Source organism: Spiroplasma endosymbiont of Nephrotoma flavescens (assembly GCF_964030835.1).
Lineage (GTDB): Bacteria > Bacillota_I > Bacilli_A > Mycoplasmatales > Nriv7 > Nriv7.
This window is the reverse complement of sequence record NZ_OZ034982.1, coordinates 750636-777525: the sequence shown is the minus strand read 5'-3', so window position 1 is coordinate 777525 and position 26890 is coordinate 750636. Positions and strand designations below refer to the sequence as shown.

At 24.6% G+C, this 26890-nt stretch carries 20 protein-coding genes; 12 read left to right on the top strand and 8 right to left on the bottom strand.

The features are described 5' to 3' along the window. The first annotated feature begins 620 nt into the window (after positions 1-620). The 3 genes from AAHN02_RS04580 to AAHN02_RS04570 all read left to right on the top strand — a co-directional run bounded on the left by AAHN02_RS04580 (position 621) and on the right by AAHN02_RS04570 (position 6529). Positions 621-5090 carry an ABC transporter permease gene (locus AAHN02_RS04580; protein ID WP_342277462.1) on the top strand — a complete coding sequence of 1490 codons (4470 nt, stop codon included), beginning with the start codon at positions 621-623 and terminating at the stop codon, positions 5088-5090. A 31-nt stretch (positions 5091-5121) separates the two neighbouring features. Further along, positions 5122-5718: a hypothetical protein gene (locus AAHN02_RS04575; protein WP_342277461.1), complete on the top strand. Its 597-nt coding sequence runs from the start codon at positions 5122-5124 to the stop codon at positions 5716-5718. Between the two features lie 76 nt (positions 5719-5794). Further along, entirely contained in the window at positions 5795-6529 is a 735-nt protein-coding gene (locus AAHN02_RS04570; RefSeq protein ID WP_342277460.1) for an IS30 family transposase, read from the top strand. 12 nt (positions 6530-6541) lie between these two features. Here AAHN02_RS04570 and AAHN02_RS04565 read toward each other — a convergent pair whose 3' ends face one another. After that, complete coding sequence (locus AAHN02_RS04565; protein ID WP_342277459.1) at positions 6542-6730, bottom strand: hypothetical protein; 189 nt, start codon at positions 6728-6730, stop codon at positions 6542-6544. Between AAHN02_RS04565 and AAHN02_RS04560 the strand changes: the two genes are divergently transcribed. Next, entirely contained in the window at positions 6659-7033 is a 375-nt protein-coding gene (locus AAHN02_RS04560) for a hypothetical protein (protein ID WP_342277458.1), read from the top strand. The genes AAHN02_RS04565 and AAHN02_RS04560 overlap by 72 nt on opposite strands. Here the strand turns inward: AAHN02_RS04560 and AAHN02_RS04555 are convergent. Further along, positions 7030-7974, bottom strand: a complete 945-nt coding sequence (locus AAHN02_RS04555) for an IS30 family transposase (protein ID WP_342277457.1) — start codon at positions 7972-7974, stop codon at positions 7030-7032. The two genes, AAHN02_RS04560 and AAHN02_RS04555, sit on opposite strands and share 4 nt — an antisense overlap. 58 nt (positions 7975-8032) lie before the next feature. Between AAHN02_RS04555 and AAHN02_RS04550 the strand changes: the two genes are divergently transcribed. Both AAHN02_RS04550 and AAHN02_RS04545 read left to right on the top strand, forming a co-directional pair. Further along, a complete protein-coding gene (locus tag AAHN02_RS04550; protein ID WP_342277456.1) occupies positions 8033-8566 on the top strand; it encodes a hypothetical protein in 534 nt (177 codons plus the stop codon). A 25-nt stretch (positions 8567-8591) separates the two neighbouring features. Continuing rightward, positions 8592-8990 carry an FtsX-like permease family protein gene (locus AAHN02_RS04545; RefSeq protein WP_342277455.1) on the top strand — a complete coding sequence of 133 codons (399 nt, stop codon included), beginning with the start codon at positions 8592-8594 and terminating at the stop codon, positions 8988-8990. A 31-nt stretch (positions 8991-9021) separates the two neighbouring features. Here the strand turns inward: AAHN02_RS04545 and AAHN02_RS04540 are convergent, their stop codons facing one another. The 6 genes from AAHN02_RS04540 to AAHN02_RS04515 form a co-directional block, all read right to left on the bottom strand. Beyond that, positions 9022-12069, bottom strand: a complete 3048-nt coding sequence (locus tag AAHN02_RS04540) for a DNA polymerase III subunit alpha (RefSeq protein WP_342277454.1) — start codon at positions 12067-12069, stop codon at positions 9022-9024. After that, positions 12070-13266 (bottom strand): tRNA uracil 4-sulfurtransferase ThiI, encoded by a 1197-nt coding sequence (gene thiI / locus AAHN02_RS04535; protein WP_342277453.1) that lies wholly within the window; start codon positions 13264-13266, stop codon positions 12070-12072. A gap of 22 nt (positions 13267-13288) precedes the next feature. Next, positions 13289-15019 carry a septation ring formation regulator EzrA gene (locus AAHN02_RS04530; protein ID WP_342277452.1) on the bottom strand — a complete coding sequence of 577 codons (1731 nt, stop codon included), beginning with the start codon at positions 15017-15019 and terminating at the stop codon, positions 13289-13291. An 83-nt stretch (positions 15020-15102) separates the two neighbouring features. Further along, positions 15103-16797, bottom strand: a complete 1695-nt coding sequence (locus tag AAHN02_RS04525; protein ID WP_342277451.1) for an ABC transporter permease — start codon at positions 16795-16797, stop codon at positions 15103-15105. 14 nt (positions 16798-16811) lie between these two features. Further along, complete coding sequence (locus AAHN02_RS04520; RefSeq protein ID WP_342277450.1) at positions 16812-17723, bottom strand: ABC transporter ATP-binding protein; 912 nt, start codon at positions 17721-17723, stop codon at positions 16812-16814. A 157-nt stretch (positions 17724-17880) separates the two neighbouring features. Further along, positions 17881-19023, bottom strand: coding sequence for a DEAD/DEAH box helicase (locus AAHN02_RS04515; RefSeq protein ID WP_342277449.1), 1143 nt, complete (start codon positions 19021-19023; stop codon positions 17881-17883). Between the two features lie 755 nt (positions 19024-19778). Here AAHN02_RS04515 and AAHN02_RS04510 point away from each other — a divergent pair. The 6 genes from AAHN02_RS04510 (at position 19779) to AAHN02_RS04485 (ending at position 26849) form a co-directional block, all read left to right on the top strand. Next, complete coding sequence (locus AAHN02_RS04510; protein WP_342277448.1) at positions 19779-21374, top strand: hypothetical protein; 1596 nt, start codon at positions 19779-19781, stop codon at positions 21372-21374. 4 nt (positions 21375-21378) lie between these two features. Then, the gene (locus tag AAHN02_RS04505; protein ID WP_342277447.1) at positions 21379-23151 is read left to right on the top strand and encodes an ABC transporter permease; all 1773 of its coding nucleotides are present in this window, start codon (positions 21379-21381) and stop codon (positions 23149-23151) included. Between the two features lie 21 nt (positions 23152-23172). Beyond that, positions 23173-24075, top strand: a complete 903-nt coding sequence (locus AAHN02_RS04500; RefSeq protein ID WP_342277446.1) for an ABC transporter ATP-binding protein — start codon at positions 23173-23175, stop codon at positions 24073-24075. Between the two features lie 451 nt (positions 24076-24526). Next, positions 24527-25336: a 30S ribosomal protein S2 gene (gene rpsB, locus AAHN02_RS04495; protein WP_375315752.1), complete on the top strand. Its 810-nt coding sequence runs from the start codon at positions 24527-24529 to the stop codon at positions 25334-25336. Next, positions 25336-26178 (top strand): translation elongation factor Ts, encoded by an 843-nt coding sequence (gene tsf, locus AAHN02_RS04490; RefSeq protein ID WP_342277445.1) that lies wholly within the window; start codon positions 25336-25338, stop codon positions 26176-26178. The genes rpsB and tsf overlap by 1 nt, the downstream gene beginning before the upstream one ends. A 140-nt stretch (positions 26179-26318) precedes the next feature. After that, a complete protein-coding gene (locus AAHN02_RS04485; protein ID WP_338967228.1) occupies positions 26319-26849 on the top strand; it encodes a hypothetical protein in 531 nt (176 codons plus the stop codon). Positions 26850-26890 lie beyond the last annotated feature (41 nt).

The window sequence follows — 26890 nt, the reverse complement described above, 5'->3', positions numbered from 1 at the left end:
TGACTGTCTTAATACTTATTCAAATCTTTACCCACCTAACAAAACTTTATGCGCCCTTATGAAAAAAAGAACAATAAACGGCAATTTTTTTTAAATTTTATTTTCATAGTCTTACTTCTATTAAGAATACTATTTAGATTTAACTTTGTCTATCTAAATCAATATCCAAATATTTATTTAAAAAATAAAACCAATCTTGCTACTAATATTCGGGCGCATAAAGTTTTGTTAGGTGGGTAAAGATTTGAATAATTTTGAAAGAAAAGCAACTAAAAATTTATTACCTTTTTACTTGAAAAATAATTAATAAAACAAAATATTTAATATTAACAAACATATTCTTAATAAAAGGTTATAAAAACTAAGTAAAATGCTTATAAAAACAACATTAAAATAATTTTTTACAACAAAAATCATACATAAGAAATATATACTTAATTTGCATATTGAAATAATTTATAGTAAATGACTATTTTTTCTTTTTTAAAAAATACCTAAGAAAACTAAACGCGACCCTAATTCTTACAAGGTTGCCGTTCATAAATAAGTTGATATAATTATTTATGTTAAAAAATATTTCTTTTTTATAATAATTTATTAAGTTGAGGTTAGATACATTTATGAAACATTGAAAATGAAACAAATTATTTAAGCAAGCCTTTTGAGGAGCATTTAAACATAAAATCCAAATTATTTCATTAATTTTATTAACTATTATCTTATCAACGACAATTACCTTAACTTGAATTACGACAAGATGACTCTTAGATGGTGAAACAGCAATGAATAGTGCTACAACACCATTTAATTATAGTTATCGCTTTAACAGTAAAAATAGTCCTAGTATTCAAAGCATATCACCAACATTTAATATTTGTACTGCTTTTAGTAAAAGTTCATTAGCAGAATCTAATACTAGTAAAAGTATAAAAGATAACAGTACACCAATACTTACCATTGCGAAAGATAAAAATGACCCTACGGGGTGTTTATTACCATTAATATCAGAAAGTTTAGATATTACGGAAAAAATAGCAAGTGATAATAATATCACAATTGAAAATATTTCCTTTAAAAATTTACTAAAATGAGAAAAAATTAATACAAATAGTTTAGCCTTTAAAAATTCACTCTTTGGTCAAATTTTACATAAAAAATATCATGACATTCCTAATAACGAATTTAAAATATTATATGAACAATATACAACTTTGGTTGAACAATACATTAACCCAATTTTTGCCTTTTATTTATTTAATCTTTATAAAGCTAATAGTGATAAACTTAAATATCCAAAAAAAACAACTGATGCTGATTATTTTGACAAAGTTAAAGCATTTAAAGAAATATTTTTAAGAGACTTTGTTAATGCTCGTAATGGCGACAGTTGAATAAGAGATATAAATAATGAAACTAATTTATCTAGTGATAATGTTCCAATTTTTGGTGGCGGAATTAATATTTTTCAACAATTAACAAAAGAAGATTATGAAAAAAGGTTTCCTCAGGCAACAAATTTTAATAACAAAGCTTTTTTTAAACAAGGTTTTAAAGGCGATTTAGGAAATATTTTAATGAATATTAACAAAGATAATAATGAAATTATTTTTCAACTAACAAACGACCACATAAATGATAATAAGGATAGTAGTTATTTCGATGTTGCCAAATATCTAACACTTCCGATTGGTGGAACATCTTTAAGAAATAATTGAGATATTTCGCAAGCAATATGAAATCACCATAATAAATTAGTTGGCTTATTAAGTAACTTTAATGTCAATTTACGCCAAGAGTATTTATTTTCTGATTTTGCTACTAATATCCGTTATCGTGTAATTAGTATTAATCCTAATAATGATGCTAAAAAAAATAATATTAAAATCATTAGTGGCACCTATCCTACTGGTGCTAATCAAATTGAAATTAATCCTCAGTTTGCTGAAAAATATAATTATAAAATTGGTGATACTCTTAAAATTGGTAGCTATAAATTAATAATTACTGGCATTGGTGGCGATAACTTTACATCGTTACCTGTTGTTCATCCAATAAATTTTCTTCCTAATCCAGCAAAAGAAGCCGTCTTATTCGTTAACCACCAATTATTTATTCGTGATGAATTCATTCGTTATAGTGATATTGAAGATATATCTAATGTCTATTTAACATACACAGGAAATCATATTGCCAATGATTTCGAATTATTTCGACTTTTTCTTAATGATAATTTTAAAAAAAATAATAACAGCATTGAAACTGTTTATCAAAAAATGTTAGCTTACAATAACAACCCCCAAGACATTCAAAAAATTACTGAAGATTTAAAAATAACTTCAACGATTGAAAATAGTGACAGCAACAATTATATTAATCGTGGCTTTAATTCGTTACCAACAATTACTAGAACATATACTTGATTTAGTATTATTATTGTTATTTTTATGACAATGTTAACAATTTTTACAACAGTATTAATTATTAGAAAAACCGTTGAACGCAACGCAACACAAATTGGTGTTTTGAAAGCATTAGGCTATGAAAATAAAACAATTATTGGTTCATATTGATCTTATGCCTTAATAACAACAATTCTTGCTGTACCCATTGGTTGAATTGTTGGTAGTATTTTACAAATAGCCGTAATGAAAATTTTTGAAAATTTCTTTACAATCCCAAATAATATTTTTTATTTTGATATTATTCCTTTTCTAATTGCTTTGGCAATTAATATCATTGTAATTTTAATTACCGTAACAATTACTGCTTATAAACAAGTAGCAAAAAATACAATTACCCTATTACGACCTAACAGTGATAATAAACCTTCAAAAGCAATTTCTGGCATCCACAAAAGATGATTTGCATTTGGAAGCTTTAAAACTCGGTTTCGTTTGGCATTGGCATCAGTTTCATATAAGAAAATTATTATTATGTTTGTAACAATTCTTATTGCTTCATTCACTATCGCTATTGCCTTAATGATCCCTGCTGCTGTTCGCAGTCTTGATGATTCTTATTATGGACTTTTAAAATATCAAACTAATGCTGAATTTCAACAACCGATTAGTAATATCCCAACAACTCGTTATAATTTATACCCTTGAAAAGGGATTGATGCTCAAAATCAAAGTCTTGATTACCCAATTACTGAAATTCGTCCAGTAGTTGATTACTATAAAGATGCTTCTGCTAATTCTTGAAAAAAACTTAGTGATAATACCCAAAACATTAATTTAGATAATATTTTAAAACAAATTGCTTATAACTATTATTGAACAGGTGGCAGAGGAATTTCTTTAGGTTGATTAGAACAAATTTCTAAGGATTTTAATAATAATCCCAAACTTTCAGGATTATTATCCACAATTATTTGTCCAATGGTAAACACTATTTTAACAACTAATGCCGAAATAAATACTAGTGATAACTGAAGAACCTGTACAATGAATGCAATTGAAACAGCTGTTCCTTCTTATATTAAAGACTTTCTTAATATTTCTGGAAGAAAACAACGCTTAACAATTACTCATAATACTTTACCTTATAATGCTAAAGAAGATGAATTATATACATATTATGATGCTAACTTAAATAATGTCGCTTTTAAAACCCTAGGAGTAAAACCAAATAGTGATATGATTGCATTAAAAGAAAGTTCAAAATATATCCAAGAAAAAAAATGACTTGATAAGATTCCAGCAGTTATTAATCGGGTAATGCAAATAAAACATAATTTAAAAGTTGATAGTATTTTTGAAAGTGAAGTTCAACAAAAACAATTACAATATATGAGTGCTAATAATAAATGATATCCTGCTCACACTTCATTTTGAATTTATCGTGATGAAAATAACTCTGAAAATATCTATAATATGCCTCTAGATAAATGAAGTATTAATGATAATAACTCGCCGTATGGTTGAACTAACCATTATGGTTATAAAGAAAACGATATTGGTGATGATGACATTGCTAAAAGTTATCGTAACTTAAATGAAATAATTTTACGATTACCCAAAGAAGAAATCACAATTGATAATATCAAATACCCAGCAATTAAAGATGAATTTTTAAAAGAAATTATTAATGCAAAAATACCAACAAATAATAATAAATTTGTTATTGAACAATCATCCGACAATAAATGATGACATATTAGAGCCTTTGTGCCATTTGCTACTAAAAATAAATTTGTTGATGAAAACTTTATGACATCAGCACTAAATCTCTTAAATCAATCATATGACAATCCATTATGAAATATTTTTATTGCCATACTAGACGGTAAAACTATTGGTAATAAAGAAATACCTAAAATTCTAAAAATTGATAATACCCCGATACCGCAAAAAGTTAAATATCAAGTTAAAGCAATTCATGAATCTTATGGTGAATTAAAAGTTTATATTAATCAACGAGTTGCTAATCAAATTCTTGGTTTTAATGCCACAACAAGTAGTGAAATTTATAAAAAAGATCCTTTTAATAATGAACCATTATGATTTAATGGTCGGTTATCATCTAATCCTGAATTAACTGATGTTACTAGTAGATATTCAACAACTTCAACTCTTGGTGATTATTCAATTGCTAGTTTAAATGATAATGTTGCTAATACTGTTACTAACAGTGAACTATTAACAGTAAAACGAGAATTAATTAAAAACTTAACAACAGTGGCTTCTAGTATTGCTGCCATCTTTATTTTAGGTTCAATTAGTCTATCCGTAATTATTGTTATAATGATTTCTAATCTTCTTGTCCATCAGTTTGCTAAACTAATGGCGATTATGAAAATTCAAGGGTATAAATATCGTGAAATTAATAGTTTAACTTTATCAATGTTTATTCCGGCCGCTATTATGGGATTTATCGTTGGATTTATCAGTGCTTGATTTATTTGTCAAGGTATCTTATGAACTATTGGAATTTTTACTGGATTCATTATTCCCCTATATTTCCAATGATGACTTTTACCAATAACATTAGCAACAATTACAATTATTTACACACTGACTTATATAATTTCAACTGAAACATTAAAACGAATGAATGTACTTGAATTAGTAAAAAGTAGTGACGAATAAGTTATTTAAAGCAGAAAGGCTACAAAAACTAATGAAAAAAATATTTCCAACTTATAAACAAGCATTTTTTTCAATGTTTAAAGTAAAAGTTCAAATGATTTTACTAATTTTGCTAACAATAATTCTCACTGCTAGTATTAGTCTCGCCATGTTAACAATTAATAATTTAAAGCAAAGTAATAATTTTATGGGGCAAGAAGTAAAATATGATTATTATTATAAATTTAATTTTTCTAACACTGATTTTACAGAAAGCAATAAATTAACAGTTAGTGACTTTAGTATTAGTAATAATCCTAATGATGATAGTCTAATAACATTAAAAACTAAAAATGTGCAACTAATAACTAAAAAAGTTAACGAGCAATATACTATTGATAATATTAAACTAGTTAATTATTTAAAATGAGAACAAATTAATCATCAAAGTTCTTATTTTCAAAAATCAATTATTGGAAAAATTCTTAAAGAAAAATATCATTATGTCATTAACAACATTGAATTTAAACAACTTTTTAATAAATTTATTAATGTAATTGATATATATTTTTCTTCTTTACTTAATAAAATGTTATGAAATTATTATATTAACATTTGCTGAATTATACTTGTAAGTGCAAGTAAATAAAATTGCAAAAGATTTCATATAAAAATTTCATGATGCTAAGTTTATTTTAGAAAAAGTAAATTTAAGGAGTTTTTATATGGGATACAAACATCTTGGCATAGATGAAAGAATTTATATTGAGAATCAATTGAAATTTAAAGTAAAAATTAGTGAAATAGCTAAAAATCTTAATCGAAGTATTAGTACTATTAATCGAGAAGTTAATAGAAATAAAGATAATAATCATTATTTTTCATTAATTGCACAAAATAAAGCAGAAAATAGAAAACAATTACATGTTTATTTTCATAAATTTAAAAATAGAGAATTAGTAAAATATGTACAACAAAAATTATTATTAGGTTGATCGCCTGAACAAATTTATGGCAGAATTAAAAATTTTCATCAAGAATGAATTATTAGTTTTAAAACAATTTACAATTGAATTTATTCTGGATTACTTGAAAAGGTTACTAGTAAAAATTTAAGAAGAAAAGGTAAGAAACAAAAATCTCAAGAAAATCGGGGTAAATTTAATGGTAAATCCATTAAAGAACGAAATGTTAATAATCGCATAACTCTTGGCCATTGAGAAGGTGATACTGTAGTATCATCACGAGGTAAAAGTAAATCATGTTTAATAACTTTAGTTGAAAGAACATCAAGATTTACTTTAGCAATATTAGTTGAAAATAGAACTACTAAAGTTATTAACAAAAATATTAGTCATTATTTATCAATTCTTCCAAATAATCTTGTTAAGACTATAACATTTGATAGGGGTAAAGAATTTGCTAATTGACAACAACTTGAAAAAATTGCCAAATTGTAAAGTTAAGTGCAACTAAATTATTTTTCTAACCAAATATTCGATTGGCGAAAGATAATTTAGTATTTTTCTTGGTCTTTGGTTTAAAGACAATATAAATTTATGAACTGCATTTTTAGTAGTGTTTGAAAAATGCCTAATGATAAATTTACTAGTGCTAGCGACAAAGTAACTTATGGTTGAACAAATCGTTATGGTTATCAAGGTACTAACGAGAATGATAAGGACATTGCCCAACAATATTCTAATGCTAAAACTTATCGTAATCTTAATGATGTCATCTTACGATTACCTAAAAATGACATTAAAGATAACAATGGTAATATTATCTATCAAGGCATTAGTGCAACAACTAATAATTACTTTGAAACTTTAGAAGCTAAACAATTACCTACGGGGCACCAAGATAAATTTATTATTGCTACTGATGAAACTAATAATAAGTGATGAGTAATTCGTCCTTATAGCATTTTTTGAATGCCAAATTGTAAAGTTAAGTGCAACTAAATTATTTTTCTAACCAAATATTCGATTGGCGAAAGATAATTTAGTATTTTTCTTGGTCTTTGGTTTAAAGACAATATAAATTTATGAACTGCATTTTTAGTAGTGTTTGAAAAATTAAATTTTTTAGGAAATTTTTCTCTAATTAAACCATTAGTATTTTCATTAGTACCTCTTTGTCAAGGTGAATATGCATCAGCAAAATAAATTTTCACATTTAAATTTTTTTCAAGTTGTTGTCAATTAGTAAATTCTTTACCCCTATCAAATGTTATAGTCTTAACAAGATTATTTGGAAGAATTGATAAATAATGACTAATATTTTTGTTAATAACTTTAGTAGTTCTATTTTCAACTAATATTGCTAAAGTAAATCTTGATGTTCTTTCAACTAAAGTTATTAAACATGATTTACTTTTACCTCGTGATGATACTACAGTATCACCTTCTCAATGGCCAAGAGTTATGCGATTATTAACATTTCGTTCTTTAATGGATTTACCATTAAATTTACCCCGATTTTCTTGAGATTTTCGTTTCTTACCTTTTCTTCTTAAATTTTTACTAGTAACCTTTTCAAGTAATCCAGAATAAATTCAATTGTAAATTGTTTTAAAACTAATAATTCATTCTTGATGAAAATTTTTAATTCTGCCATAAATTTGTTCAGGCGATCAACCTAATAATAATTTTTGTTGTACATATTTTACTAATTCTCTATTTTTAAATTTATGAAAATAAACATGTAATTGTTTTCTATTTTCTGCTTTATTTTGTGCAATTAATGAAAAATAATGATTATTATCTTTATTTCTATTAACTTCTCGATTAATAGTACTAATATTTCGATTAAGATTTTTAGCTATTTCACTAATTTTTACTTTAAATTTCAATTGATTCTCAATATAAATTCTTTCATCTATGCCAAGATGTTTGTATCCCATATAAAAACTCCTTAAATTTACTTTTTCTAAAATAAACTTAGCATCATGAAATTTTTATATGAAATCTTTTGCAATTTTATTTACTTGCACTTACAAGTATAATTCAGCAAATAATAAAACTAAGCAATACATTAACAACTCTGACTTTTCAAGTGCTCTTAACTTAATAACTAATGGTAAAAATTTATTTACCTTACTTTCATCAGCATATTGACAAAGTAAACCAGAAGAAATGAAAATTGGTATTGACCATTTTGCTAATGAAAGTAATGTTGATGGTCCATATCAATATGAAGTTGTTGGTATCCATAATTCTTATAATGATTCAATAATATTTATGGCCCAAGATTATGCTAATGATATTATTGGTGTTCCTAATACTAAATCAAGTGATATTTATCAAAAAGACCCTTTTAATAACATTGCTTTATGATCCAATGGTCGTTATTCAAGCAATCGCGAACTTATTGATATTACAACAAGATATTCAACATTTTCTACAAATGGTTTATATAATAGCGCTGACGGATGAGCATATACAAATGCTGTTGACAACTATGATTTATTATCAACTAAACAAGAGTTAATTTAAAAAAATCGCTACTGTTGCTGCTAGTATGATTGCCATATTTATTACTAATGCCATTATTATTGCAGTTATTATCATTACCATGATTACTAGTTTATGATTAGATCAATTTTCAAAAATGATGGCAATATTACAAATTCAAGGTTACAAATATCGAACAATTAATAACTTAATTCTGACAATGTTTCTTCCTTCCGTATTGATTGGTTTTATTGGTGCTGTACTATTAGCTTGAACAACAGCAAGTATCTTTATTTATATCTTACAAAATTTCTTTCTTTTAATAATTCCCTTCTCTTTAGTTTGATGAGTAATTTTAATTAGTTTTGTTATTATTATAGTTATTTATTCATCAACATATATTATGACTACTTATCATTTAAAAAAACTTAATGTTCTGGAATTAGTAAAAAACAGTGATGAATAAAAAAATCTTATCTAAATTAGATAAGATTTTTTTAAATACTTATTACTTTTAAAGTTCGTAAAACTAAATGAATTTTATCATTATACTTTTCAACAGTAGCATTAATTAAGACAATAGTATTTTCTTTAAGTTGTTCTTGATATTGCATATATATATTACTAAAAACTGTCACATCACTTGTCCCATAATCATCACTTACTGTTAAAAAACACATATACTGACCATCTTTAGTTTTAATTTGTTTAATCCGATTAATAAAAACCAATACTTTAACTTTTCAATTAATCAATTTATCTAGATTTTGTAATTTAATAATTTCTTTTTCTAATTGCAATTGCTTTTTAATTAATAATAAAGGATGAGTTTGTAAATAGAAACCAAAATATTTTAACTCATCTTGAGCTTTTTCTAATAAATTATCTGGTTCTTGTTTTAAACTAGGTATTGCTACCAAATCATAATTTAGGGTGATATTTTCATCCCTTGATACCTGAATTAATTGTGCATAACGAAAAGCTAGTGTCATATTTAATTTCATCGTTTTTCGTGAGATTTTAAATTCATCTAAAGCTCCCGCAGCAATTAATGCTTCTAATATGCTTATATTTAAACCTTTAAGCACCATTCTGGCCACAAACGAAAAATAATCAGTATATTGTCCATTTGCTTCTCTTTCAGCATATATTGCTTCATACATCACCATTCCCACTTGCTTAATTATCGTGAGCGGTACCCTAATCATATGATTCTCAATAATAAAATTTTCTGTTGAAAAATTAACTGACGGTGGCAATATTTTTAGATGATATCTTTGACATTCTTTAAGATACTGTTCAATTTTATTAGCACTAGCAATCACACTAGTTAATAACGCACACATAAATTGTAATGCATAATTAACCTTCAAATAAGCCATTCAATAACCTAATAATGAATATGACACCGCATGACTGCGATTAAACCCATAACTAGCAAACTGATTAATATCATCATAAATTTGCTTAACAGTTTTTTCATCATAACCATTAGCAACACCTGAAGCAATAAATTCTTTACTTAATAAGGTCATCTCGTTCTGATTTTTTTTACTAATTGCTCTTCTTAAAATATCAGCTTTTGCTAATGAAAAATTAGCAATTTTTTGGGCAATTAAAATAATTTGTTCTTGATAAACAATAATTCCATAAGTTGTTTTTAATATTGGTTGTAAATCAGGATGTAAATACCAAACCGCTTCTTGCTTTAATCTTCTTTTAATATATGTCTTAATATGTTCTTGCGGACCAGGGCGAAATAATGAACTTGTAACAACAATATCTTCTAAATTTTTGGGTTGCATGGTTATTAAAATTTGTTGCATTCCTTTAGACTCTAACTGAAAAATCCCCGCCGTATATCCTTCACTTAATAATTGATATGTTTTACTATCATTTAACGGTATTTTATCTAAACTAATCATCATTGATAAATCTTTATTAATCATATCAAGAATTTGCTTTAAATTTGTTAAATTTCTTAAACCTAAAAGATCCATTTTTAGTAATCCTAATGATTCTAAATGATTCATTGAATATTGCGTTAAATAGATATTGTTATAACCTTTTTGAATTGGAACAATTTGCATTATTGGTAATTGTGATAAAACAACACCAGCAGCATGCGTTCCAAATTGTCGAGGTAAACCAATAATTTTTTTTGCTAATAAAAATAACTGCGGATATTGTGTCATATACACTTGTAAAATTTCAATTTTACTAACAGCTAATGATAAATCTAAATTTAAATCTAATGGCACCGCTTTACTGATTTTATCAATAATATCTAAAGGAATATTTAATACTCTTCCCGTATCTTTAAGAGCAATTTTACAAGTAATGGTTTGAAAAGTAATAATTTGGGCGACATTATTTTTACCATATTTTTCAACTAAATATTTTATTACTTCTTCGCGACGATCATCTTGAAAATCAATATCAATATCTGGCATTGATATTCGTTGCGGATTTAAAAATCTTTCAAAAATTAAATCATATTTTATTGGGTCAACAGTAGAAATTTGTAATAAAAATGCTACCAAACTACCAGCAACAGAGCCTCTTCCCGGACCAACCATAATATTTTGCTCACGAGCATATTTAACATAATCATAAACAATAAGAAAATAATTAGCAAAACCCATTTCACAAATAATTGATAATTCATAAGATAATCGTTGTTGATAACGATAATCATTATTAATTTCTTTATTATTTTGTAATCGTTGTAAACATAAGTTTTGCAAATATTCATTGCTATTCACACCAATTGGTGGCACATACTGTAACATATTTTCCTTAATATTAAATTGTAATTGTAAATTAACATTATTAATTAACTGTTCCAAATTAGTTATTAATATTTGTTCATATTCACAATAAATATCAAATGATAATAAATAATGATAATTACTAAAATCATTAACACTAGTTTCTGCTAACAATTTTTGTTCCTTAATAGCTTCAATTAACTGTAATGTTTGATTATCATCCGATTGTAAATATTTTACTAAATTACAAGGAACAACTAATTGTTGCCTATCAATTCAATATTGAATATTACTAAAATTATCCTGATTAATTCCCATATATGTGTGGGCCTTTTTTTGAATTCTTGTTAAATATTCCGCTTGCATTGTTAAAGACATTGTTAAAGTATTTTGTGGTTTAAAAATAACAATAATCTCATTTAAATGTTCTAATAATTGTTCACAACTAATTGTTGAATTATTAGAAATAGCAATTATTGAAGAAATAAGACAAAGTTGTTCATAACCTTGCTGATTTTTAGCAATAACAATTAATTCTAATTTCAAATTACGAGCAATATCTAACACATCAATATCAATGCCAATAATTGGTTTAATATTATATTTTTGACATTGTTCATAAAATTGTATTGTCCCAAACATTGTATTCTTATCAGTCAATGCTAAAACCGAAAGATTATTTTTAATTGCAAACTTAAAATAATCTTTTAACTTTAACGGTGAACTTAATAGTGAATACTCACTATGAACATTTAAATTAATAATTATTTTCACCTACTTTTTTTCAAGAAAATTAATTTCTTGTTTTATAATATTATTTTCAACTGTTAATGCTAAAATCTCTTCTCATAAAATGCTTTGTTCTTGTTTCTTAGCAATAGCAATTATTGGTTTAATTACTGGATTTTGAGGAACAAATAATGAACAACAATCTATAAAAGGAATAATTGATGTTTTATAAGTATTAATATTTTTAGCAATATTAATAATTTCATTTTTATCATAAGTAATTAATGGTCGCAAAATTACCATATCACTAACATCAGCAATAACTGATAAACTTTCAATTGTTTGTGATGCTACTTGTCCTAAAGAATCACCAGTTGCTAAAATTTTAATACGCAATTTTCTTGCTAAATAATTAGCAATACGCATAAACATTCGGCGCATAATTGTAATCTGATACGATGATAAAGGAATATGGTTTAACTCTTGTTGTAAACTACTAAAATTGCATATATATAATTTTGAAGCAACATTACCGCCATAAACTCCTAAGGTTTTAACTAAATTAATAACTTTTTGTAATGATTCATTTTTAGTATATGGTGGAGTTATAAAATGTAAATAATGAACTTCCAATCCGCGTTTCATTAATAAATAAGCACTAACTGGTGAATCAATCCCACCACTCATAAGTAATAATACTTTTCCAGCAATACCAACAGGATAACCTTTTAATCCAGTAATTTTATCAAACATAATAAAAACATTATCAATTTGAATTTCTAAATATATCGTTAATTGCGGATTTGTTAAATTAACTTGACAACCTTTTTTATAATCTAAGATTAATTCAGCAATAACATTAATTATTTCTAACGAAGTACAATGAAATTTTTTATCAATCCGATTAACATCTAATTTAAATGATTTAAATTCTAAATTGCTAATCAATGTCAAAATTTCCTTCTGAATAACATTTAAATCGTTAATAACTTGTTTAGCAAAAGAAAACGAAGTAATTCCAAAAGTATTTCTAATAATATTAGTAATTTGTTCAATTTCAATAGGATTAGTTTGATGTTCATTTAAATAAATCAACATCCGACTATGTGTTGCAACAATATTTAAATATTTAAATGCGATTAACTTAGCTTTTAAATTTTTTTCTAACTGATTAATAAATAAATACCGATTCTTACCTTTAGTTGATAATTCACCATAACGAATTAAAATAGTATCATTCATTTTTAATTATTCCTACTCTCTATTACCTTTTTTGCAATCTTTTATGTAACCGTTGTTCATACGAATATTCTAATGCTTGTAATACTAATTGTAATGCATCTTCATAATTAGCATTGTTATAAATTAGCTGTGCACTTTTAATTTTATTGTTAACACTATCATCAATAGCACAAAATTTATAACCATAGACAATTGCTCGTTGAATTAGTTGATCAATGATGGCAATATTTTTGATTTTACTATGCAATTTATAAATATTATCTTTTAATAAATATAACTTGCGTAATAATCGCTTTTGTTCTTGTAAATCATCACTAATACTAATTAATTCTTTAAGTTCCGAAAATGAGTTATAAACATCACTAATCCGGTCTTTGAAAGTATAAGCAATTTTTTGATAAGTAATTTTATTTAACTTAGCATTTAATTGCATTAATAGGATTCCTAAATGTGAAAGTAACTGTTTTAATTGCTTTTCTTCTTCAGTTTTTTGCGTTATTAATTTGTACACTTGTTCTAAATGAACTTGAGTTTTTAAAGCATTTTCTAAAATTTTTACCTGTAATTTAACCAATTGATGATAAGCATTAGTTTTTGTTTGATTCATAATCACAATTAATTCATTCATTTGTGAACTTAAATTCTTAACTAATTTTTGACTATTATTAATTATTTCTTTTTCCATTGGCAAAAATAAATAAATAGTTTCAATTTGTACTAATTCTTTTTTTAAATTTTCAAAACTATTTTCAATTAATTCAACTACTTTAATAATTGACTCATAGTAAGTTGAAAAAATTGTTTTTAAATCTTTTTCTTTTTGTGCTTGATAATTAAAATTAGCTAGCAAAACCAGAATTTTTTCAACTCTGACTTGTCCCTTTTTATACTGTAAATTATCTAACAATTTTTTAACTTGTTGAACTTGAAGATTAACATCATCAAATAAATTCACAAACTGCTCTTGTAAAATAATATCATTACCTTTATTCATATATAAAGTAGTCATTTGTTTTAATTGTTTGGGAATAACTTTATGTACAATCGTTAATAACTGCGGAATCTTATCTAAAATTTCTGTAAAGGAAATTAAACCAACAGCAATCTTATCAAGAATTTGATATGACTTCAAAAATACTCCTTTAGTTAATTCAATTTCAAAGTTATATAACATATTTTGTAAAACATTAACTAAATAATCTAATTTTTCAGGATTTATTGCCACATGAATTTGTAATTTAGTAGCATTATTAACTAACTGATTAAAAAAACTTTTATATAATGATGCTTGCTCGCGTTGGGTTAATTCAATTTTAAGAGCATTTTCATAATCTAATAATAAAGCGCGTGATGTTTTATTTAACTTATTAATTTTTGCTAATAATTGTTTTAACTTATATAAACTAAATTTCTTAATATCTTGCTGATCTTGTTTTAAAATTATTAATGATTCATTTATTAATGCTAATAGTTCTTGACTATGCTTTTCATAAAGAAAAATTCAATATGGTAAAATTGTTTCAAATTCATGATGATAACTAGCAATTTCTGATAACCGATATAATCTTTGACGCAGTGGCAATAATTTAATTATTTCTAAAAAATTAATGATTTTACCTTCTAAAAATTTTCTTTGATGCAAAATAAATAATAATATTTGTCATATGATAAGAGTAAATATTAACAGAAAAATTAAACCGGTTATTAATCAATGATATCAATTTCATTCTTTTAAACTAATAAATAATCTCATTATTTACAATCCTCACATCTGCATTTCAGTTTTAATTATAACATAAATTTTATTACATAAAATGAAGCAACCCTATTGAAAACCTAAACAATATCTCGGCGTTTAATAACTAAAACTGAACCGATATTTAATAGCATTGCAAATATCCCATAACCAATAGCTACTCCTGTTGAATTTAAAATGTGATTAATCTTTTGAACCTCAATCTGTCCTTTATTATTTGTTATAATTTCAAAATCACGATATGAATTTAAATAATTTTTTTGTTTATCAAAATCAATATATGAATTACCTGTGGGGCTAAAAAAGAAATCATTAAATCCTAAAAATGTTGTTCACATTTGATTTCAATGTTCAAAAAGATTAAGAAAACTAATAATCCGATATGTCTTCATTAATGATTGATAATCAGCCCAATTTTTATTTATTGATAATGATTGATTAGTTAATAATTTCAAATGACGAACTTTAACTAAAATATTATTATCTAATTCTTGAATTGCAAAATATACCTTATTACTAAACAAATCATTATATTTTTCAGATAATTTTTCATCAAATTCATAATTATAATTCTCTCTAAAAACAGTAAATGGATTTCAATTAGACATTTTTTTGTTCTTAACTTCAATATATGTTTCACTAGTAGTTGAATTACTTTTGTCAATATCTATTTCCATTAACGAAACATTTTTATCTTTAGTAAGTTCAACAACTTGTGGTGATAAATTATTATTAATAAGTTGTATTAGTTCATATTGATATTCATTACTAGTATCTAATTGTTCTAATGTTTTAAAATATGTTTTAAATTGAATATGCAATTTAACATTTTTATCCTTTAACTCGTTTGTAAGATCTCCTGTTCATCGTGTAACACTACCCTCAGCAGTAAATGTCTTAATTTCATCAGTATATAAATCAAATTTTTTATACATTGCTCTTCTTTTATTATCAATTTCTGTTAACCTTGCTGTAAGTTGTTCATATTCATATTTATTATAAAAATTAAAAATCTTGGTTACTAATTTAGAGTAGCGAATTTTAATATTAGTTTGGTTATTTTCAGGTTTTTTGACAGCATCATTAAATAAGATTATTTCTTTAATATTATTAATATCAAAAGTGTCCGCACCAATATTAACTGTTTGTTTATTACTAATTTCTTTAATTAAAGAATATGGTAATCCGCCTAATAAAAACATACTGCTAAAAACAACTAATATTAAAAAAACAATATTTGATGAAAATATTAAAGCTGTTAATACTGAACCTGCTAACACAACAAAACTAAGAAATAATGAGAAAAGCATTAATTTTGTCATCATATTTAAAAGTAAAACAAACTGGGCATGCTTATTACTAATAGTACTAATAATATAACCTAATAAAATAGCTATTCCTAAATTAATTGCAATAAATAAAAAAACTACAAATAATAAGCTTAGATATTTAGAAAATAATATTTTAAATCGTGAATAAGGTTTAGAAATTAATAACAAAAATGTTCCATCAGTTATTTCTTCACTAATAATTCGAACTACATTTAAAACAATAAAAAGAAATAATAATAGATTTAAAAATACTAAAATAATATATTGAAAATTTACTAAAAAACTATCATTATCATTTTCTAATTGAATAAAAAGAACTAGTGTTGTTATTATAAGACTTAATAAAGTAATAATTTCAATTATTAATGTTAACAAGGAAACTAATATTTTTCTTAAAGCAAAATTAAAAATCGGTAAAAAATTATTACTTGATAAAATTTTCATATTTTATTCCTTTCTTACAAATTAAATTTTTCACTGGTTAAAGTATTATAAAAGAAATCTAAATCAATCGTATATGGCTCAATCCGATAAATAATTAGATTATATTCAATGGCATAAAGAAATATCTTATTAATTTCTAACGAATTTTTTAATTTAAAGAAAAGATCATTACTTTCTTCTCTAAAAAAATAGTCAATATCATTATCTTTAAAAAATATCACCATCGCTTCATTATCCTCACATTCAATAACAAATGAATTTGTTAATTGAAAACCACTAATTGGTCCACTATATAATAAATTACCCCGATAAATAATTGAACATTCATCAATAACATCCTTAACTTCATTTAATAAATGAGTTGAAAAAAAGACTGTTTTACCTTGATTAACTAGTGTTCTTAAATAACCTAAAATTTGTTTTCTTGTTGTTGTATCTAAATTTGCTTCCGGTTCATCTAAAATTAAAATGTCCGGATTATGAATAATTCCCTGAATTACCATTACTTTCTTTTTCATACCACTAGAAAAAGCATTCATATTTTTATCACAAAATTCTCAAATATTAAACTCTTCCATTAATGATTGTAATCTTTGTTTAATCTGATTATTTTTTAAACCATTCATTTTAGCTAGTGATTTTAAAAACTGATAAGTTGTAATATTACGAGGAAATTTAGTAAACTCGGGAACATACCCAATAGTTTGTTTTGCTAACGGTTTCTTAGCATCTTGACCATTAATATAAATTTTACCGCCATCATAATTAATACCGCCAATTAATGATTTAATCGTAACTGTTTTCCCACTACCACTAGCGCCAATAATCGCATGCATCTTGCCACTACTAACTTTAAGTGAAATATCATTAAGTTTAAAATTATGATATTTTTTTATTAATCGTTCAATAATAATTGAAAATTTCATCTGTTTCTCCTTATTTATAAAAAGTATTTAACTTTGCTAATAATTTTAATGAATTTTGATAATTTTTGCAAATTTGATATTTAATTTTAGTTTATTGAATAGTAAAAAACATCATTAGTTAAAATGATGTTCTTCTGTAATAACCTTAAATTCAGTATTAAGTATTGTAAGGATTAATCTTAATGTTTAAAGTTTGTTCTAATCTTTTAATATCAATTAATTCTTTTTTATTATTTACTAATGTAATTGCAATTCCGGTTTCACCAGCGCGTCCTGTTCTTCCAATACGATGCACATAACTTTCTTGTTCACGAGGTAAATCATAATTAAAAATATAATCAATCCCATCAACATCAATTCCCCGTGCTGCTACATCAGTAGCAATTAGCACTTGAACTTTATTAGTTCTAAAAGCATTCATTGCTTTATTTCTTTCACTTTGTCGCTTATCACCATTAATAACAGCTGACTTAATGCCATTTTCTCATAATATTTTAGAAATTCTTTCAGTATATGCTTTGGTATTAGAAAAAACAATACTTAAATTTGGTTGAATTTTCAAAAATAAATCCACTAACGCGCGATCTTTACTTGTATTTATTGTATTAATAAAATATTGCTTAATATTATTTAATTCCGCAGCATTTCTTTTAATACTTATTTGAACCGGACTATTTTGATAGTTATTAGCAACTTCTAAAACAGCACGATTCATTGTTGCTGAAAACAATAATGTTTGATACTTTGATGTAATGCTAGTAAATATTTTATCAATATCTTGTTTGAATCCCATTTTTAACATTTCATCAGCTTCATCTAAAACTACAGTTTGAATATCATTCAATCTTAAAGTTCTGCGTTGAATATGATCAACAATTCTTCCTGGTGTCCCAACAACAATATTACTATTTTTTAAACTATAAATTTGTCTTCGTAAATCCGAACCACCAAATAATGCTGTCGCATTAACTCCTTCTAAATAAAAAGCATATTTTCTTACTTGATCTAAAACTTGTAATGCTAACTCTCTTGTTGGACAAACAATCATTGCTTGTACTCTTCGTAGTTTTGGATTTAAATTATTTAAGATTGGTAATACGAAAGCAGCAGTTTTTCCTGTTCCTGTATGACTTTTTCCAATAATGTCCTTATTTTCTAATGCTAACGGAATTGTTTTCTTTTGAATTTCAGTAGGGTTAACATAACCTGCCTTTAAAATTGCACGCTTTAAGTTATTATTTAAATTTAAGTCATCAAAACTTATATTATCTTCCTTTAAATTTAATTCATTAAAACTCATATTTTTTCCTCCTTAAATATAGTTGCATAAATAAATGGTGTTATGACATTTTTTATTGTCAATTCATCACATATCAGCACCTATAAAGCAAGGGAATTGTAATGTACAGTATTTTATTTAACAACTTAATTATTATAAACTATTTTATCTAATACTACAACTAATATTATACATTAGTTCGCGTTTAGTTTTCTTAGGTATTGTTTAAAAAAGAAAAAATAGTCATTTACTATAAATTATTTCAATATGCAAATTAAGTATATATTTCTTATGTATGATTTTTGTTGTAAAAAATTATTTTAATGTTGTTTTTATAAGCATTTTACTTAGTTTTTATAACCTTTTATTAAGAATATGTTTGTTAATATTAAATATTTTGTTTTATTAATTATTTTTCAAGTAAAAAGGTAATAAATTTTTAGTTGCTTTTCTTTCAAAATTATTCAAATCTTTACCCACCTAACAAAACTTTATGTGCCCAATAATTTTTTAAAATTATTTTAATTAAACTATAGTATAATTTTACTCGTATTAAAAATAATTTAGTTGCACTTAACTTTACAATTTGGCAAAAATACTTAAGAAAACTAAACGCGACCTAAGGTTATTTTTTCTTTGATGATATTCTGATTTTCTTTATGATAATAATTGATAAAAAATTAATTACATTGTATATAAAATAAAATATTTGTCTAAAATAATAAAATCATATATAATAAGTTATATTAAGAATACTAATTAGTAAGGAGAATAAAATGAAATATTTTACAAAAATTATTACCATCGGTTGCTTTTCTTTGTTATCAGTTTTATCAGTAGTTGGATGTAACTATTTTGATAAGAATGATAAAATTGATAATAAGATTAAAAATAAAATCTTGGAAGAAGATATGGCAACGATGCGAGATATTCGCTGAAATTTTAGCAGTAATTTAAGAAAATTTGCCAGAAGTGATTATGATACTAAAAGCGAAAAAGACCTTAGTGATGTTTTAGACTTTGGAATGAACCAACCACTGCCAAGGCAAGTTCTTAAACATACTGACGCAAAAAAATCTCTTGATTTTATTAAAAATTCGTTTGAAAATAATTTCAATAAAGCCAATAGTGAGGTACAAATAAAATACAGTAATTATTATAAGTTATTGCCACCTTTTAAACTTTCTATTAATGATACGAAGTTTACAGTATTTAAAATTGCTTTAGATAAAGTCGCTGATTTAGCGGGACTAGATGTAACTAAAGATAGCGCGATTAGACTAGATATAGTTTATGAATATAGTTTTAGTTTTAAAGAATATAGTCCTACAAATCAAAACTTTATTGCAAGTCATATTATTACTAATAATCTTGAATTAACAAAGAAAATTATTACTAATTTGGAAGTTAAAATTGGTGAAGCTACATATGATCAGCTGAAAGCAGAATATGAACGCATTGAAATTAACGAAGATAATAATCAATATCCGAAAATTACTAATGATTTTTCAACATATAATATTTGGTCTCATTATAATAATAAAATTTTTGGTCGTTTTAAAGAACTTATTGCTTCTTCTAATCGCTTTAAAAAAGCTAGTGATGATAATGATATTAAGTATAATTCTTATTCTGATTTCTTAGACTCAATAAGTATAAAAATCGAACCATTAACTAATCGTTTTAATAATGATGAATATAATAAATTTTATGATGAGCAAGGGAGTTTATCAACTCACAAGGAACTTTTTAACTATCTTGTAAATAAATATCTAAGTGATTATGATTTTTCTAACAATGAATGATTTACTTTTAGTACTAATAATTTAAGATTGGTACCAATGACGATTTATGGTTTACCAATGACTGGTGAGGTACAAAAAAATCAGCAAAAATTAACAGTGACAATGGTTTTGCCAACAAAAATTTTAAATGCTCATTTAGAACAAATAACTAAAATGGTATTTGGTTTCTTTAAAGAATATGAAATTAAATGAGCAAAGGATCAGATTACACTTTTTGTAAATAATGATATTTTTGCAAAACTACTAGATAATGAAACAAGTAAAGATGGTAAACCTAATAATCTTGATGGAATTTACAAGATTTTAGAAAACCATTTTAAGAAATCAGATTTTATGATTAAAGATGATATTTTAAAACATAAAGATTTTACTGTTGGTGCTGGTAATATTTCTAATATATATAATGAAGATATCGTTTATGATAAAAATAATAATATTATTTCCTTAGCAAGTAATCAAGAAATTAATTGAAATTTAGTTTTTCGTCATAACGGGCAATATTTTAAAGTTAATAATGTATATAAAACAAAATCTTTAAAGATTATTAATAAGGATCAGCAAAAATAAAAGTATGAAATTAGGAAGTAAAAACAATTCATATTTATCAGTTTGTTTATTTGCAATTTTTAAAATTAGAAAAATGATGGCAGTTTGATTTTTATTATTTATTTCTTTAGTTATATTTGCCACCTTAACGCTTTTTATTTTTTTTAAATCTGATAATCTTAACAGTGTTATTAGCAATTTTCAATATGCTGTTTTAATTTTTACAAATATTATTTTATTATTATTTATTTTATTAATAATAATAAAAATTTTTGGTCGTGAATTTACTGATGGTACATACTTATTGTTAATTTCGCGTCCATATTCACGATTACAAATATTTATTTTAAAATTAATAACAATTTGATTTTTAATTTTAATTTTTATTGTTATTAATCTAGGATTTACTTTAATATTAGTTCATATTATGGGCATAATTAGTAATAAAAATGATTTTGTATCAGCTTTTCAGGAATTAATATTAAAACTCTTTGTATTTTCAGTTTTTGTTTCTTATTTAGCATCCAGTGGTATTATTTTTATTTCAACATTTTTTAGTGTGCAAACGGTATTATTAATTGGTTTTATTTTTTGTAGTTTATTTTTATTAGGGGGAATGCCTTATTCTTTAATAACAACAATTGCTAATAATCTTGAAATTAAATTTAAAAATGAAACGCAAAAATATACAATTTCTCAAATTAAGGAAACCTTCTTATTTAAAGAAAAATTAGACAAAAAAGAAGTTAAATATTATAATTTAACAAAAAAAATCTATGATTTTTATAATCAAGAAAGTCTCCAAGGGTTACAAAATATTATTTTTGATCGTTATGAAGATAATGGTAAAGAAAAATGATTGAAATTTTATGAACAAGAATTAGGTTTAACCAAACCCATAGATTTTGAAATTACTGGTAATAATGTTGAACAGTGAAGAGGACAATATCAAACAAATGAAGTTAATGAATTGATTACAAAAAATAAAGAAAAAGGTCAAAATACAAAAATTTTTCTGCAATTAAAAATGCCATATTTTTTTAAAACTAGTGCAGAACTTGAAAATAGTCGGATTGAACATCAAGAATTAGCAAATATGGTAAAAGATTATCTTGATAGTGCTTCAATAAAAGATTTGATGTTTTTTAATTTAAGTCGAATTTCTTCTTTAATATTATTTGATAAAGCAAATACTTATTTTAAAATTGATAATGATTCTTATATGGAAAAAACCTTTGATCCGTTTCTAATATTTAAACAATTATATGATGATAAGATGAATAGCGATATGGGATATCCTAATGCTAATAGTAATTATAAAGTTAAAGATAGTAATTTTTATGAAAGTTATGAAAAAGTTTTTAATAATCCACTGTTATATGTTTTCAAAGATTTTGAATATAATATTATTAAAAAAGTTATTGATTTTAAAATAATTACTACTAATCAAGTTGATGATAATCACTTTTTCTTTAAATTTTATTTATCAGCAAGTCAACTATATGGGATTCTTTCTAAAATTAATATTATTGAACATATAAATCAAATATGAACAAGTAGTGTGCGATATAATCTTTATTCGTTTGAAAAGTTCCAACAAGGTTTTATTGATTTTAATAATCAGAGGAATTATTTAATGAGTTATGATGATTTTCCATTAGTTAAAGATGAAAACGGTATTTTTGTTCGGCAAGAAAATTTTATTAATACTAATAATTTATTTATTTTTTATCTTACTTTAAGTTCTTGCTTTTTATTAGTAGCTTACTTAATATTAAATCGCAAGACAATTATCTAGTAAGATTTAAGGAGAAAAGTTATGAAATATAAAATTGAAGCTAAAAACTTTATTAAAAGTTTTAAAAAAAATATTGTTGGTCCTTTTAATTTGCAAGTAAACCCCGGAAAAATTCATGCAATTATTGGACTTTCTGGTAGTGGTAAAACAGTATTTATTAAATCATTAATTCGCGGAATTAATTCTTTTAAGGGCACGATATCCATTAATGGTAAAAATAACAAAAATATTAAAGTAAAACATAGTATTGGTTATGTTCCTGAGTTTATTACTTTTCCTGAGAATATAACAGCATATCAATTTTTACGATATATGGGAAAATTAAGTGGTGTTAAAGGTAAGAAATTAAAAAATCGGATTGAAGACTTAATGACTAAATTAGGAATTTGAGAACATCGTAATAAGAATGTTAATGCTTTTTCTTCGGGAATGAAAAAACGGGTAATGATTATTCAAGGGTTATTGCATGATCCAGATATTGTTATTTTAGATGAACCAGAAGCAGGATTGGATATTACCAATCGTCGGATAATTATGGAATATTTAAAATTTTTAGCATCGCAAAAGAAAACAATTTTTTTGTCTTCCCATTTATTAAATGAAGTTAAATATTATCTTGATGAGTTTACATTAGTACTTAATGGTAAACAGTTTTATTCTGGTTCAATTGCACCATTTGGTGTTGATTCTTCTTATTTTTTAATGTCAGATAATGATTGAAAAATCATTGATTTTTTTATTAAATATAATATTCCTTACTGATATGAAGAGGCTAGTCAAGAATTAAATTTTGTTTTAAATAATCCGTTATCATTTTTAGATGTTATGCAATATGGTGAACAAATGGAAGTTACAATTTATAAGATTAGTGAATCTAATTTTTCCATTGATTTTTTACTGCAAAAGTTAAATAAGGGCGCATAAAGTTTTGTTAGGTGGGTAAAGATTTGAATAATTTTGAAAGAAAAGCAACTAAAAATTTATTACCTTTTTACTTGAAAAATAATTAATAAAACAAAATATTTAATTTTAACAAACATATTCTTAATAAAAGGTTATAAAAACTAAGTAAAATGCTTATAAAAACAACATTAAAATAATTTTTTACAACAAAAATCATACATAAGAAATATATACTTAATTTGCATATTGAAATAATTTATAGTAAATGACTATTTTTTCTTTTTTAAAAAATACCTAAGAAAACTAAACGCGACCGTTAAATAAAACTGGTGTAATTGATTTAATGTAAATGTGTTATAATTTATTTGCTAATATTTTAAAAGCAACACATATGTGGATTCATTAGTCTAGTGCTTATTAATTAAGTGATTAATGTTAGAAGGATATGGAAGAAAAACGAAAGGAAATAAATATGGCAAGTGTTACTAAGGAACAGTTATTAGAAGCGGGGACTCATTTTGGTCATCAAGCTAAAAGATGAAATCCCAAGATGAAAAAGTATATTTTCACTGAAAAAAGTGGAGTTTATATTATTGATTTACATAAAACAATAATTATGTTGGAAGAAGCTTTAGAGTTTATTAAATCAATAACTAAAACTGGTGGAAAAATTATTTTTGTTGGTACTAAGAAACAAGCTCAAAATATTGTTAAAGAACAAGCAGTAAGAAGTAATTCTTTTTATGTTAATAAGCGATGACTTGGAGGAACTTTAACTAATTTAAGAACAATTCAAAAAAGTGTTAAAAAATTATGAAATATTGAACGACGGGAAAAAACTGGTGAATTATCTGTTTTACCAAAAAAAGAGCAAATTTTAATTCAAAAAGATAAAGAGAAATTAGATAAGTTTTTAAGTGGAATTCGCCATATGCGTTCGTTACCACAAGCAATATTTGTTATTGATACTAATGTTGAACACAATGCAATTAAAGAAGCATTGAAGTTAAATATTCCTATTATTGCTATTTGTGATACTAATAGTGATCCTGATGGTATTAGTTATCCCATTCCTGGAAATGATGATGCCGCTAAAACAATTGCTTTAATTTCAACATTAGTTGCAGATGCTATCATTGAAGCTACTGATTTAACTATTGTTAAAGAAGAAAAACTACAAACTAATGTTAGTGCTGATTCAGCGCCAGCAGTTATTTCTCCAAGTAAAAAGGAAGCAGAAATTATTGAAAAAAATGACGATGCGAAAGGAACTAAAGAATAATGCCAATAACAATGGAAATGATTAAAAATTTGCGTGACCGTACTAGTGTTGGCCTTATGGATTGCAAAAAAGCATTAGAGGCAAGTAATGGTAATATTGAAGCAGCGATTCAATGATTAAGAACCAATGGTATTGCAAAGGCACAAGCTAAACAAGCGCGGATTAATACTGAGGGATTATCAAAAGTTTTAGTTGTTGATGATATAGCAATTATTTTAGAATTAAATTGTGAAACTGATTTTGTTGCTAAAAATAAATTATTTCTTGAATTATTAGACAATATTTTAACTTTATTTTTGAAACATCAACCGCTTACTTTAGAAGCAGGATTATTGTTAAAAAATGAAGAAAATATTGTTGTTAATGATTTATTAAATGAAGCAACATATAAATTAGGTGAAAAGATTAGTATTCGTCGTTTTATGATTATTACTAAAAGTGATCAAGACACATTAGTGGGATATAATTATGGTAATTATCGTATTGCTAGTTTAGTTAAGTTGCAAGGTCAAGTTGATAGTGATATTGCTAAAAAACTTGCGATGCATGTTGTGGCTTCAAAACCTGCTTTTATTAGTCGTGAAGATATTCCTCAAGATTTTATTAATAAGGAAATGGATATTATTAATAGTCAAATGGCAACAGAAAATAAACCACCAGAAATTTTGGAAAAAATTAAGCAAGGTCGTTTAGATAAGCAGTTAGCGGAATATTCTTTATTAGATCAACCTTTTATGTTTGATGAAAAGAAAAAAGTTCAAGAAATTCTTACAATGTATAATACAAAAGTTTTAGTAATGTATCGTTATGAAGTTGGTGAAGGAATTACTAAAACTGATTAATTTTTATTAATTAGCGTTACATTAGCATTGAAATAAAGATAAAATAAAGGAGGCATAATTAAGTGTATTTATCAGTAATAGTTTATTTCTTATTTGCATTTTATTTTGGTTTGATAGCAATAATTATTGGTAGTTTTACAATGTTTAACAAAGTTGCATCAAAAGTAGGATTTTGAAATAAGAAACAATCATTGATTTTATTAACAATTATTGTAATGAATTTACCGTTACAGTTAACAACATTAATATTAGCAATTACTAGTAAAACATATAATTTTTCCATTAGTGATACTTTATCCTCTGATGATAAATTTGCTATTAGTTTATTAACAATAAATTTTGCTTTACTTATTTTTACTGTTGTTTATTGTATTTTAGTTTCTGATTATTTAGCTGTTAAGTTTACAAAACAATTTGTTTTTCTTTTTGGACGAAAGATTCGGATTGAAAAAATTTATGAAATAAATGAAAATGAAAATGATTATTTAACAGTTCGGTTTATTGAAGGTTCTAGAGCAAAAAGAAAAATTAGTTGAAATAAAAAAAGTTTAACAACAAAATTTATTTTGGAAAATTATCAAGATTATATTCATAAGCTAATGAATTTAGAAGCAAATAATTTGACTAGCAAAAAGCCACTTAAAACGGTGCGTTCAAAAAAAGAAAAGTAGTAATATTTTAAAAGAAAAACTTTAAAATTTTAATTAAAGTT